The organism is Streptomyces mesophilus (assembly GCF_040300965.1).
GTDB lineage: Bacteria > Actinomycetota > Actinomycetes > Streptomycetales > Streptomycetaceae > Streptomyces > Streptomyces mesophilus_A.
This window is the reverse complement of the sequence record NZ_JBEPEW010000006.1, coordinates 78,221-91,503: the sequence shown is the minus strand read 5'-3', so window position 1 is coordinate 91,503 and position 13,283 is coordinate 78,221. Positions and strand designations below refer to the sequence as shown.

At 70.5% G+C, this 13,283-nt stretch carries 9 protein-coding genes; 3 read left to right on the top strand and 6 right to left on the bottom strand.

The genetic code is table 11. The features are described from left to right. Nucleotides 1–20: 20 nt before the first annotated feature. Both ABT367_RS04185 and ABT367_RS04180 read right to left on the bottom strand, forming a co-directional pair. Nucleotides 21–1,277 carry a L,D-transpeptidase gene (locus ABT367_RS04185; protein ID WP_352249371.1) on the bottom strand — a complete coding sequence of 419 codons (1,257 nt, stop codon included), beginning with the start codon at nucleotides 1,275–1,277 and terminating at the stop codon, nucleotides 21–23. A 292-nt stretch (nucleotides 1,278–1,569) separates the two neighbouring features. Further along, nucleotides 1,570–2,811, bottom strand: coding sequence for a L,D-transpeptidase (locus tag ABT367_RS04180; RefSeq protein WP_352249369.1), 1,242 nt, complete (start codon nucleotides 2,809–2,811; stop codon nucleotides 1,570–1,572). A gap of 169 nt (nucleotides 2,812–2,980) precedes the next feature. Here ABT367_RS04180 and glgX point away from each other — a divergent pair, with 169 nt between their 5' ends. Continuing rightward, nucleotides 2,981–5,293, top strand: a complete 2,313-nt coding sequence (glgX, locus tag ABT367_RS04175; RefSeq protein ID WP_434975395.1) for a glycogen debranching protein GlgX — start codon at nucleotides 2,981–2,983, stop codon at nucleotides 5,291–5,293. A 7-nt stretch (nucleotides 5,294–5,300) separates the two neighbouring features. Here glgX and ABT367_RS04170 read toward each other — a convergent pair whose 3' ends face one another. The 4 genes from ABT367_RS04170 to ABT367_RS04155 all read right to left on the bottom strand — a co-directional run bounded on the left by ABT367_RS04170 (nucleotide 5,301) and on the right by ABT367_RS04155 (nucleotide 9,103). Continuing rightward, on the bottom strand, nucleotides 5,301–5,951 hold the full coding sequence (locus ABT367_RS04170; protein WP_352249367.1) for a response regulator transcription factor: 651 nt from the start codon (nucleotides 5,949–5,951) through the stop codon (nucleotides 5,301–5,303). After that, nucleotides 5,938–7,320 (bottom strand): sensor histidine kinase, encoded by a 1,383-nt coding sequence (locus ABT367_RS04165; RefSeq protein ID WP_352249365.1) that lies wholly within the window; start codon nucleotides 7,318–7,320, stop codon nucleotides 5,938–5,940. The genes ABT367_RS04170 and ABT367_RS04165 overlap by 14 nt, the downstream gene beginning before the upstream one ends. Before the next feature lie 83 nt (nucleotides 7,321–7,403). Beyond that, nucleotides 7,404–8,162, bottom strand: a complete 759-nt coding sequence (locus ABT367_RS04160) for an ABC transporter permease (protein ID WP_352249363.1) — start codon at nucleotides 8,160–8,162, stop codon at nucleotides 7,404–7,406. Then, nucleotides 8,159–9,103: an ABC transporter ATP-binding protein gene (locus ABT367_RS04155; protein WP_352249361.1), complete on the bottom strand. Its 945-nt coding sequence runs from the start codon at nucleotides 9,101–9,103 to the stop codon at nucleotides 8,159–8,161. Before ABT367_RS04155 ends, ABT367_RS04160 begins: the two co-directional genes overlap by 4 nt. A 199-nt stretch (nucleotides 9,104–9,302) precedes the next feature. Here ABT367_RS04155 and ABT367_RS04150 point away from each other — a divergent pair, with 199 nt between their 5' ends. Further along, a complete protein-coding gene (locus ABT367_RS04150) occupies nucleotides 9,303–11,159 on the top strand; it encodes an ABC transporter ATP-binding protein (RefSeq protein WP_352249360.1) in 1,857 nt (618 codons plus the stop codon). Beyond that, nucleotides 11,156–12,997 (top strand): ABC transporter ATP-binding protein, encoded by a 1,842-nt coding sequence (locus ABT367_RS04145; RefSeq protein WP_352249358.1) that lies wholly within the window; start codon nucleotides 11,156–11,158, stop codon nucleotides 12,995–12,997. The genes ABT367_RS04150 and ABT367_RS04145 overlap by 4 nt, the downstream gene beginning before the upstream one ends. Nucleotides 12,998–13,283: the final 286 nt, after the last annotated feature.

The window sequence follows — 13,283 nt, the reverse complement described above, 5'->3', positions numbered from 1 at the left end:
GGCGGGAGACTATTCGAGGTCTACTTCTCCCACTTGTCCCACGCCAGGTTCCAGGCGTTGAGGCCGTTGAACCACTCGATGGTGTCGTCCTTGGAGTTCTTGATGGTGACCACGTCGCCGATCATCGACTGGTCGTAGAACCAGGCGGCGGGCGTCTTGCCGTCGTAGCCGCCGCGGACGTCACGCAGACCGACGCAGCCGTGGCTGACGTTGGCGGAGCCGAAGGTGGAGGAGCTCGCCCAGTAGTTGCCGTGGATGAACGTGCCCGAGGACGACAGACGCATCGCGTGCGGCACGTCCTTGATGTCGTACTCGCCCTCGCCCTCGCTGTCGGTGAAGCCGACCGTGGCGCCGTTCATGCGGGTCACCTTGTGCTTCTCGGTGATGACCATCTGGCCGTTCCACGAGGGGGTGGCCGGGGCGCCGGTGGTGATCGGGATGGTCTTGATGACCTTGCCGTCCCGCTCGACCGTCATCTTCTTGGACTTGGCGTCGACCGTGGAGACCTGCGAGCGCCCGATGGTGAAGGTGATGGACTTGACCTGCGAGCCGTAGACGTCCGGCCGGCCTTCCACGCCGTCGAGGTTGAGCTTGACGGTGACCTTGGTACCGGGCTTCCAGTACTCCTCGGGGCGGAAGTCGAGGCGGTCGTTGCCGTACCACTTGTGCCGGATCTCGACGGCGGGTTCGGCGGTGACCTCGATGGCGTCCTCGACGGCGTCGGGCTTGGTGATGCCGCGCGTGAAGTTCAGCGAGACCGGCATGCCCACGCCGACCTTGTCGCCGTTCTCGGGCGTGAAGTGACCCACGAAGGTGTTCTTCGGGGTGAGGGTCGTGAAGCTGATGTCCTTCGCGGACGCACGGCCTTCGGAGTCCTTGGCCGTGGCGTGCACCTTGTACTTCGTGGAGGCGGCGAGGTGGCTCTCCGGCTTCCAGCTGGCGCCGTCCTTGGCTATCTCGCCGGGGATCTCCCTGCCCTTGGTGTCCTCGACCTTGACGTCGGTGAGCTTGCCCTTGTCGGCGGTGATCTTCAGGGCGCCGCTCGTGGCGACGTCCTTGGCACCGTCCTTGGGGGCTATGTCGACCACGGCGACGGAGGGCGTGTTGGCCTTCGCCTTGTCCGAGCCCGCCTTGTTCTTGTCCTTGTCGCCGCCGTCGTCTCCGCCGCCGCAGGCGGTGACCGCGAGCAGCAGCGCGCCCGTGATCAGGGCCAGCCGGCCCCTGCCGCGGTGTCGCCGTGCATCAACCGATGCCCCCGATATCGGTCGCCCGTTCACCTGTCGTTCTCCCCTCGCACGGCCTGGTCAGGCCCGCACCCCATGGTTGCGCGCGCGCTCGTCGCGCACCTATGCGCAAGGGTTATCACACGGGCTTGTGGGGTGGCTCACTCGGGTTGTCACTGTTCCGTCCCAACTGGCGGGGCGGGGTGGGGATTTCTTTCCCCCACCCCGCCCCTTCCCGAAACCGGGGCTTCGCCCCGGACCCCGGCATCCGAACTTCGATCGGATCTCCTCAAACGCCGGAGAGGCTGAAAGATCTGCTCAAGCGCCGCAGGGGCTGAAAGTGGGGCTACTTCAACGCCGAGCCCTTCTTCCAGTTCGCCCACGACATGTTCCAGCCGCCCAACCCGTTGTCCGGTGCGACCGTCTTGTCCTTCGAGCCAGTGACCTCGACGACGTCGCCGATCAGGGAGCGGTCGAAGAACCAGCCCGCCGGGGTCTCCTCGCTGCCGCCCTTGACGTCGCGCAGGCCGACGCAGCCGTGGCTGACGTTGTCCCGGCCGAAGGTGGAGGACGAGGCCCAGTAGTTGCCGTGCAGGAAGGTGCCGGAGGTGGTGAGGCGGATGGCGTGCGGGACGTCCTTGATGTCGTACTCGCCCTTGCCGTCGGAGTCCGTGAAGCCCACGGTCGCGCCGTTCATGCGGGTCACCTCGAGCATCTCGGTGATGACCATTTTCCCGTTGTACGTGGTGGTCTTGGGCGCCCCGGCCGTGATCGGCACCTTGGACAGGAGCTCTCCGTCCCTGCGTACCTCCATCGTGTGCTCCTCGGCGTCCACCAGGGAGACCTGGCTGCGGCCGACCGTGAAGGCGAAGGTCTTGTGCTGGAGCCCGTAGATGCCGGGCGCCGCCTCGACGTCGCGCAGATGCAGATCGACCGTGACCTTCGTACCCGGTTTCCAGTAGTCGCGGGGACGGAAGTCCAGGCGGTCGGTGCCGAACCAGTGGCCGACGATCTCGGTGGGCGGCTGGGCCGTCACCTTCACCGCGCGCTCGACGGCCGCCCGGTTCTCCACCTCGCGGTTGAAGTCGAGCGACACGATCATGCCGGTGCCGACGGTGGAACGGTTCTCCGGCTTCACGTACGCGACGAAGCGTTCGTCGGGGACGTATGTGGTGAAGGTCGTGTGCCGGGCCGAGCGGCGGCCGTGGCCGTCCAGGGCCACCGCGTCCACCTCGTACTTCGCGGCGAGCGCGAGCCGGGGGTCGTCCGGGGTCCAGCGCAGGCCGTCCTCGGAGATCCGGCCGGGCACCGGGAACTCCTGTGCGTCCTGGTACTTGACCACCTTCACGGTCTCCAGGCGCCCGCTGGGCACCTTGACCTCGATGCCCTCTTCGGGCCGTACTCCTCGCTCACCGTGCTGCGGGCTCACCCGGATCGGTTCGGTCTCGCCCTTGCCGAGCATCTCGTCGAGCCGGAAACCGTCCGCCGAGCACCCGGCGAGCAGACCGATGCTGATCACGGCGGCGGTCAGGGCCTGCACCGCGCGCCGGGCCCGGCCGGCGCCGGCGCCCCTGTCGTTTTGTCTCACGTTGTCCCCAACGACGCGCCCCCTCCTGGGGAAACGTGAGTGCGGGGCCGGTTGGGGGCACAACTGGGGGGAGACAGCGAGGACTGTACGGACGGAACCGCGGCCGGGACGCCGTGCGACCGTCGGGTGGCCTCGCCCTGAGTACCGCTGAGCCGCGGGAGGCTGACAGGTGTCGAGGGCACCCGAGCAAGAGGCACGGCAAGGGGCACGACAAGGACCGCGTCAGGAATCAGCGGAGAGGGTGACACGGGCGGACGAACTGCTGGGCGGCACCGGCGTACGCGGGACCGCGCGGCGCGGACGGGAGAGCCCGCTGCCCACACGGCCGGTCTGGCCGGGGGCGCCGACGCCGCTCGGCGCACGCTTCCGGACCGGTCCCGACGGTGTGACAGGCACCAACTTCGCGCTGTGGGCAGGCGGCGCGGAGGCGGTGGAGCTGTGTCTCTTCGACGAGCAGGGGCGCGAGACGAGGTGTCCGCTGACCGAGCTGACCCATGAGATCTGGCACGGGTTCGTGCCCGGGGTCGAGCCGGGGCAGCGCTACGGCTACCGCGTGGACGGACGCTGGGATCCATGGACGGGCGCACGCTGGAATCCGGCGAAGCTGCTGCTCGATCCGTACGCGCGGGCGGTGGACGGCGATTACGGCACCTACGGCAGGGCGGCCGAGGTGTACGGGCATATGCGGGACTGGCCGGAGCAGCACGTCGCGGACACCGTGCGCGACGACCGTGATTCGGCGCCTTTCGTGCCCAAGGGAATCGTTGTCCATGACGACGGGCCCGACGAATGGGCCGAGGACCGGCGGCCGAAGACGCCCTGGGCGGATTCGGTGATCTACGAATTGCACGTGAAAGGGTTCACGAAGCGGCATCCCGGGATTCCGGAGGAATTGCGCGGTACGTATGCGGGGCTCGGGCATCCGGCGGCGATCGACCATCTCGTACGGCTCGGCGTGACGGCGGTCGAGTTGCTGCCGGTGCACCAGTTCGCACATGAGGACCATCTGCTGAAGCGGGACCTCAGGAATTACTGGGGTTACAACTCGATCGGGTATTTCGCGCCGCACGCGGGATATGCGGCCGGTGCGACGACCGGTGCGCAGGTGGGCGAGTTCAAGGACATGGTGCGGTCGCTGCACGACGCCGGGATCGAGGTCATCCTCGACGTGGTCTACAACCACACGGCGGAAGCGGGCGAGTTGGGGCCGACGCTTTCGCTGCGCGGGATCGACAACCGGGGCTATTACCGGCTGCAGGGCGATCCGCGCCGGTACGCGGACTACACGGGCTGCGGGAACACCCTGCATGTGGTGCAGCCGCATGTGCTGCGGCTGATCACCGATTCCCTGCGGTACTGGGTGACGGAAATGGGCGTGGACGGTTTCCGTTTCGATCTGGCCGCCGCGCTCGCGCGTTCCTTTCACGATGTCGACATGCTGTCGCCTTTCCTCGCGGTGATCGCCCAGGACCCGGTGCTTCGGCGGGTGAAGCTGATCGCCGAGCCGTGGGATGTGGGGTCCGGTGGCTATCAGGTGGGGTCCTTTCCGCCGCTGTGGACGGAGTGGAACGACCGTTACCGGGGTGCCGTACGGGATTTCTGGCGGGGTGCGCTGCCGGACGTGCGGGATCTCGGCTACCGGCTCTCCGGGTCGAGTGATCTGTACGCGTGGGGCGGGCGCAGGCCGTACGCGTCGGTCAACTTCATCACCGCGCACGACGGGTTCACGCTGCGGGATCTCGTGAGCTACGAGCGCAAGCACAACGAGGCCAACGGTGAGGGCAACCGGGACGGCACGGACGACAACCGGTCCTGGAACTGCGGGGCCGAGGGCGAGAGCGACGAGGAGCGGATCCAGGCGCTGCGGCGCAGGCAGCTGCGGAATCTGCTGACGACGCTGCTGCTCTCGACCGGGGTGCCGATGCTGGTCGCGGGCGATGAGCTGGGGCGTACGCAGGGCGGGAACAACAACGCGTACTGCCAGGACAACGAGACCAGCTGGGTGGACTGGTCACTGCTCGAACAGCCCGGCTGGAAGGCCCTGTTCGAGCTGACCTCGCGGCTGATCCGGCTGCGGCACGAGCACCCGGTGCTCCGTCGCCGCTCGTTCTTCTCGGGGCGGGCGCACTCGGCGGACGGGCTGCGGGATCTGGCCTGGTTCACGGCGCACGGCGCGGAGATGACGGAGCGGGACTGGTACGCGCCGGCCGCGACGCTCGGGATGTATCTGTCCGGGCGCGACATACCCGGGCGCGATGTGCGCGGGGCGCCGGTGACGGACGACAGTTTCCTGGTGGTCCTGCACGCCGGGGACCGTCCGGTGAGCTTCACGCTGCCGGGTCCGCCGTGGGCCACCGCGTACGAACTGGTCCTGGACACCAACAGCGAGGACCAGGCGGAGGCCCCCGGCACGCTCCACGAGGCGGGGACGGTGGTGACGGTGCCGCCCCGCTGCGTGCTGCTCTACCGGGTGGCGGACTGAGTGGCGGTCATCCCAGGATGCCCCGGTCGTAACCCGCCGCGACCGCGGCCGCGCGGTCCTTGACGCCCAACTTGGCGTACAGATGGGTGAGATGGGTCTTGACCGTGGCCTCGCTGATGAACAGCTCGCGGGCGATCTCCCGGTTGGAGGTGCCGCGCGCGACCAGGACCAGGACCTCGCGCTCGCGGGCGCTGAGCGGGGTCTCGCCGGGTGTCGGGGCGGGGGTGCGCACCCGGGAGACCAGGCGGGAGGCGACCGCGGGCGAGAGGACCGTGCGGCCCTCGGCGGCGGCGCGCACCGCCGTGAACAGCTCGTCGCGCGGGGCGTCCTTGAGGAGATAGCCGGTCGCGCCCGCCTCGATCGCGGGGAGCGTGTCGGAGTCGGTGTCGTACGTGGTGAGGACCAGGACCTTGGCGCGGGCGCCGGTCCGTGCGAGCTCGGCGATCGCCGCCACTCCCCCGCCGCCCGGCATCCGCAGGTCCATCAGGACCACGTCCGGGTCGAGTCGGCCGGTCAGCGTGACGGCCTCCTCGCCGGTCGACGCCTCGCCGAGCACCTCGAACCCGGGCGCCGAGTGGAACATGCCGCGCAGGCCGTCCCGTACGACGGGGTGGTCGTCCACGATGAGCAGCGTGATCGTCGCGTCAGTCCTTGTCATGGTGGCCCAACGCTACGGGACGATCTTCCTTGCGTACGAGGGGTACGCGCGCCGAGACCGCCGTGCCGAATCCCGGCTCGGACTCGATCTCCACGGTGCCGGCGACCCGTTCGGCCCGGGCCCGCATCCCGTCGACGCCGAAGCCGCCCGCGCCGGAACGCTGCGGAAGGGTGAGGGGATCGAAGCCGGCGCCGTCGTCGCGTACGTCCAGGGCCACCTCGTCGTCCATGTACGAGAGCGTGACGCCGATCCGGGTCGCGGCCGCGTGCCGGGCCGTGTTGGACAGGGCCTCCTGGGCGATCCGCACGAGGGTGCCCTCGATCTCGTCGTGCAGCGGCTCGGCGGTGCCCGTGACGGTGAACTCCGCGCGTACGCCCGTACGTGCGGACCACTCCGCCACCGTCTGCTTCAGGGCTTCCGCAAGGCCCTGGTCCTGCAAGGCGGCGGGTCCGAGGTTGTGCACCGAGCGGCGGGCCTCGCCGAGGCTGGAGCGGGCGAGGTCGGCGGCGCGGCCGAGGTGTTCGTGCGCCAGGGCCCGGTCGTCGGTGTTCGCGACGACCTGGAGCTGGGCGATGATGCCGGTCAGGCCCTGCGCGATGGTGTCGTGGATCTCGGCGGCGAGCCGGCGGCGCTCGTCGGCGACGCCCGCTTCCCTTGCCTGGACGAGGAGTTGGGCGTGCAGCGCGGCGTTCTCGTCGAGGGCCTGCTGGAGCCTGGCGTTGGTGCGCTCCAGTTCGGCGATGGTGGCGCGCTGCACCTCCGTGCGCTGCACCTCGTACGTGTTGAGCTTGGCGAAGACCCAGAAGAGCGCGACATGCACCGCGAGGATCGCGCCGAACAGCAGCCAGCGGGCGCCGTTCGGCGGCGGGAAACCGCCGGACTGCGAACCGGCGATGGTGACCGCGCTGGCGAACAGGCCCACGGTGACCCAGCGGCGCGGCAGCAGCCGTTCCGCGCCGAAGTAGCCGAGCGCCGCGTAGAAGGCCGCGAACGGGTTCAGCCAGGACAGCGCGAAGGCGATCGCCCAGCGGATCGCGTAGTACACGGCGCTTGTCGCGGTGGGCGCCTTGTGACCGCGGCCCGCACGGGACCACCACAGTTCGAGCAGCAGGGCGACGGCGCACAGGGCCCCGGCCGCCCAGCGCTCGGCGGCCGAGGGCAGGAGCTGGGCCGCGCTGCCGAAGGTGAGGAGCACGGAGACGCCGAGCAGGACGAACGGGCCCCAGCGCAGGAGGTGCTCCCAGCGCTCCTCGACCCGGTCGTGCGCGGCGGCCGCGTCCAAGGAGGTCGGCGAAGGGACCGGCTCTCTCGGGGAGCGCCGGGTGATCGCCTCGTACCAGGTGCCGCGCATGTCCTCAGTCTCGTGCACGAGCCCGCATCCTTCCCGGCCGCCCGGTCGTTCCCGGCGGATCATCGCCGCCCGGTCGTTCCCAGCGGATCATCGCCGCCCGCTCATTCCCAGCGGAACCAGCGGGCCGCCGCGGCCGTGAGCAGCACCGACCACAGGGCGAGCACGCCCAGGTGGGACCAGCTCGGCCAGTCGCCGGCCGCGGCCTCGCCGAGCGCCTGGGCGGCCGCGCCGAACGGGAGCAGCTCCATGATCCGGGCGAGGACGTCGGGCATGGTCTGCACCGGCATCCACAGGCCCGCGCTGAACATCATCGGGAAGAAGGCGGCGGCGCCCACCGCGTTGGCGGCCTTGGACGTACGGGAGACGGCCGAGAGCAGGGCCCCGAGGGAGAGTGCCGCCGTGACGGAGAGGCCGAGGGCCACCGCGTATCCGAAGAACTGCTGTGGGAGCGCCACGTCGAAGACGAGCTTGCCCACGAGCACCGAGAGGACGGCGGAGACCAGGGCCGCGACGCCGTGCAGCGCCATCTGCGCGGTGAGCACGGACGCGGGGCGTACGGGGGTGGTGGACATCCGGCGCAGGATGCCGCGCTCGCGGTAACCGGTGATCACCGGGGGCATGGCCTGGAGGCAGGCCATCAGCAGGGCGGTGAGGATCGCGATCGGTACGTAGACGTCGACGAGCCTGAGGCCCGGGATGGCCTCGCCGACCTCGCGGAAGGTGGGGATGGAGCCGAGAACCATGAACAGGGCGGTCGGGAAGACCATGATCCAGAAGATGGAGCCGGGTTCACGGCGGAAGAGGGTGAACTCCGCCTTGAGCACGGCGCCGGTGGCCGGGGAGAGGGTGAGGGCGCTCATGCGGAGGCTCCCTTCAGGTCGGTGCCGGACGGTGCGCTGTCCGTTTCGGTGAGGTCCAGGAACGCATCGTCCAACGTGGCGTCGGACACGCGCAGTTGGTGGGCGGTGATGTGGTGGCGGGCGAGCAGGGTGATCACGGCGTTGACGGTCGCGTCGGTGCCGTTCACCGTGAGCCGGCCGTCGCGTGCGTCGGTGCTGATCGAGGCGGTGCCCGGGAGCCCGGCCAGGTCGGCGGGGTCGAGGGCGCGCGACGGCGTGAAGGAGATGACCGTCGAGCCCGAGGCGCGGCGGATCAGCCCCGAGGGGGTGTCGAGGGCCGCGACCCGGCCCCGGTCGATCACGGCGATCCGGTCGCAGAGGCGCTGGGCCTCCTCCATGAAGTGGGTGACGAGCAGGACCGTGACGCCGGAGGCGCGGATCTCCTCGATCAGCTGCCAGGTGTCGCGCCGGGCGCGCGGGTCGAGTCCGGTGGTCAGCTCGTCGAGGACCACGACCCTTGGGCTGCCGATGAGCGCGAGCGCGATGGACAGGCGCTGCTTCTGGCCGCCGCTGAGCTTGGCGAAGCGGGTGGTGAGCTTCTCGGTGAGGCCGAGGCGTTCCGCGAGCGCACGCCAGTCGGCCGGGCGCTCGTAGAAGGCGCTGTAGAGCTCGAGGACCTCGCGCACGGTGAGCTTGGCCTGCAGCTCGCTCTCCTGGAGCTGGGCGCCGAGGATCCGGGTGACCTTGTCGTGGTCGGCGATCGGGTCGAGGCCCGCGACGCGTACCCGGCCGGAGTCGGGCACGCGCAGGCCCTCGACGCATTCGACGGTGGTGGTCTTGCCCGCGCCGTTGGGCCCGAGGATGCCGAAGATCTCGCCCTCCTCGACGGTGAAACTCACACCGTCGACGGCGGGGCGGCCTCCGTAGGCCTTGCGCAGGTCTGCGACTTCGATGAGGGGCATGGCTCCACGGTCCCCCTACGGGGCCTTCGCGGACATCGCCTGTCGCGCTCGAGCCGGCATCAGCCGATCGGTTGATGGGGGTCGTCCGACCGGTCTCGCAGGGGCCCGCGGCACGAGGTGGCCGACCGGGTCCTGCTCCCGGTCGTACGACTAAAAACCGATAGGGGAATGTCAGGGGTGAAGCCTAGGCTCGGTACTGATGCCCACTACACCTGCCGCCACCGAAGCCGCCACCGCCGATCCCCCCGAACGCTCCGCCGTCCGCTCCCTGCTGAGACTGTGGCCGTATGTCCGGCCGATCCGAACTCGGCTGTTCTCCGCGGCTTTTGTGGCGATCGTGGCGTCCTGTGTGGGCCTTGTCATCCCGCTCGTCCTGAAATGGATGGTGGACGGTCCGGTCGCCGACCGCGACCCGGGCGGGGTGTGGCTCGGCGCGCTGTATCTGCTGCTGCTCGGGCTCGCCGAGGCGGGGCTCTTCGGGCTGCGGCGCTGGCTGGTGGCGCGTCCGCTGGCGAGCGTCGAGGCGTCGATGCGGGCGGATCTGTTCCGGCATCTGCAACGGCTTCCGATCGCCTTCCACGACAAGTGGGCCTCGGGGCAGCTGCTTTCGCGCGGTACGACGGATCTGATGCTGCTGCGGATGTTCCTGGCGTTCCCCCTGACCTTCCTGCTGGTCAACGGGGTGACGATCCTCGTCGGCATGATCATTCTGCTCGCGCAGGAGTGGACGCTCGGGCTCGTGCTGCTCGCGCCCGTGGTGCCGATGGTGATCGTCTGCTCGATGTTCGAGCGGCGGTACGCGGCCGTGGCCCGGCGTGCGCAGGACCAGGTGGGCGATCTGACCACGGTGGTCGAGGAGAGCGTGCTCGGCGTCCGGATCATCAAGGGCTTCGGGCGGCACCGTTCGCAGGCGAAGGCCTTCACCGACCTGGCGCACACCCTGCGCGGCACCGAGCTGGGCAAGGCCCGGCTGCTCGCCGCGATCTGGGCCGTGATCGTGCTCCTTCCCGAGCTGACGATCGGGGCGGCTCTGGTGCTCGGCACGGTGCAGGTCGCGGACGGCGGGCTCTCGGCCGGGACGCTGGTGCTGTTCCTGTCGACCGCGCTCGCGCTGCGCTGGCCGGTGGAGTCGATCGGCTTCCTGCTCGCGATGAGCCAGGAGGCGGCGACGGCGACCGAGCGGTACTTCGAGGTGCTCGACGCGGAGCCGGAGTCCCTGGATGCGGACGCCGACGTGGACGTGGCCGTGGCCGTCCCGGGCAGTTCCCCGGACAAGGGAATCCGTTTCGAGGACGTCGAGTTCAGGTATCCGGACGCCGCGCCCGATGCGCCGCCCGCGCTCGACCGTATCGATCTGCACATCCGCCCCGGCGAGACCATGGCGCTCGTCGGGGCGACCGGCAGCGGCAAGACCACGCTCACCGCGCTCGTGCCGCGGCTGCACGAAGCGACCGGCGGGCGGATCACCCTGGACGGCGAGGACATCACCGCGATGCCGCGCGAGCGGCTGCGGGAGCTGGTGGCCGTGGCCTTCGAGGAGCCGACCCTGTTCTCGGCGAGCGTCGGCGACAACGTCCTGATGGGCGCCGAGCACGCCACGGCCGACGATCTGCGCCGCGCACTCGCCGTCGCCCAGGCCGACTTCGTGCACCGGCTGCCGCACGGCGTGGACACCCAGGTCGGCGAGCAGGGCCTGAGCCTGTCCGGCGGTCAGCGCCAACGCCTCGCGCTGGCACGGGCGGTGGTGGGCCGGCCCCGCTTCCTCGTCCTCGACGACCCGCTGTCCGCGCTCGACGTGCACACCGAGGCGCTGGTCGAGGCGGCGCTGCGCGAGGTGCTCGCCGAGACGACCGCCCTGGTCGTCGCCCACCGCCCGTCGACCGTGCTGCTCGCGGACCGGGTGGCGCTCCTGTCCGGCGGGCGGATCACCGCGGTGGGCACGCATCAGGAACTGCTGCGGGACAGCGCGGAGTACGCGTGGCTGATGTCGGGGGCCGACGAGAGCGCCGACTCGGCGTTCGCCGAGGATCTTTCGTACGTCAAGGGGGACCGTTGACCACCACCGTCGACAAGCCGGCCGCTGCCGCCGCACCGCCGGCGGACGATCCCTTCGCGCAGGACGCCCTGCCCGCACCCGAGGGTGCGACGGGAGCGCTGCTGCGCTCGCTGCTCGCGCCGCTCAGGGGGCGGGTGGCGTTCACCGCCGTGCTGCTGCTGCTCCAGCAGGCGGCGGTGCAGGCGGGCCCGCTGCTCGTGGCCTTCGCCATCGACCGGGGCGTACCGGCCCTGCGCCGAGGCGACCACGGTCCGCTGATCGCGATCGCCGCCGCGTACGCCGTGTGCTCGCTCGGCTCGGCGGCGCTGCAGTACGCCTTCATCCGCTCCTCGGCGCGGGTGAACCAGGACGTGCTGCTCGATCTGCGCGGCCGCATCTTCCGCCACGCGCAGGCCCTTTCGGTCGACTTCCACGAGCGCTACACGTCCGGCCGGCTCATCTCGCGCTCGACCACCGACGTCGAGTCCCTGCGCGAACTGCTCAGCGAGGGCCTGCAGGAGCTCGTCACGGTCATCCTGTCCTTCGTCTACATCGCGGCGATGCTGCTCTGGCTCGACCTGGGGCTCGGCGGTGTGGCGGTGGCGTCGTTCGTGCCGCTGTACCTGCTCATCCGGCTCTACCAGCGGCGGGCGGGGCGGATCTTCCGCCGCCGGTCGACCACGATCGCGGCGGTGATCGTGAAGTTCGCGGAGACGATGAACGGGATCCGGCCGGTCCGTGCGTTCCGCCGCGAGCAGGCCAACGACAACGAGTTCGCGGTCCTCAACCACCGCCATGAGCGCACCAACGGCGACGCCCTGCTCGAGATGGCGCGCTATGTGGTCGGCTCCCGCCTCGTCGCCAACACGGCGGTCGCGGGCATCGTCCTGTGGGGCGCGTACCGGGTGGCGGGCGGCGGGCTCGCGCTCGGTGTCCTGGCGGCCTGCGTGCTGTATCTGCGCCGCCTGTACGACCCGATCGACCGGCTCGGGATGTTCCTCAACTCCTATCAGTCGGCGGCCGCGTCCCTGGAGAAGATCGCCGGTCTGCTCGCCCAGACGCCCTCCGTACCCGAGCCCGCGAAGCCGCGGACGCTGCCGCCGCTGGAGTCCGAACACCCCGGCCGTACGGTCGCGTTCGAGGCGGTGGCCTTCCGCTACCGCACCGGCGGCGAGGTCCTCCCGCGCTTCGACCTCACGCTGCCCGCCGGGCAGACGGTCGCGGTCGTCGGCTCGACCGGCGCCGGCAAGTCCACGCTCGCGAAGCTGCTCGCCCGGTTCTACGACCCCTCGCAGGGCCGGGTGCTCCTGGACGGCGTCGACCTGCGCGAGCTCGCGGTCCCCGAGCTGCGCCGCGGCGTCGTGATGGTCACGCAGGAGGCCTTCCTGTTCTCCGGCACGATCGCCGAGAACATCGCGATCGGCCGCCCCGAAGCCACCCGCGAGGAGATCGAGCAGGCGGCGAAGGCGATCGGCGCGCATGAGTTCATCACGGCGCTCCCCGACGGCTACGACACGGATGTACGCAAGCGGGGCGGCCGGATCTCCGCAGGTCAGCGCCAACTGGTGGCGTTCGCCCGGGCGTTGCTCGCGGACCCGGCGGTCCTGATCCTCGACGAGGCGACCAGCTCGCTCGACGTGCCGGGCGAGCGGGCCGTCCAGGAGGCGATGCGGACGGTCCTGCACGGCCGTACGGCGGTCGTGATCGCCCACCGCCTGTCGACGGTCGCGATCGCGGACCGGGTGCTCGTGATGGAATCCGGCCGCGTGGTGGAGGACGGCCCGCCGGCCGAACTCATCGCGGGAACGGGCCGGTTCTCCGATCTGCACCGGGCCTGGCGGGACAGCCTCGTCGGCTGAGCAAACGCTTCCCCCTGGGAACGACGGCGGTACGCGGCTGCGTACCGCCGTCTTCGCGTCCGCGCACCGCACCGCCCGTACGCCTTCCGTATTCCGAACAGCCACCCCCGGACAACGAACTGTTTCCGGCCAACCTGTTGAGGCGCTCCTGACAACAAGTCAACGCGCCTGCCACTCTTCACCTCGATCGGCACGCGATGCCCCACGCGGCACTCGGGTACCGGTCATGCCACCCCCCACGCACCTCACGCACCTCGCTCTGCTGTTCTGCCTGTTCTGACCGGCC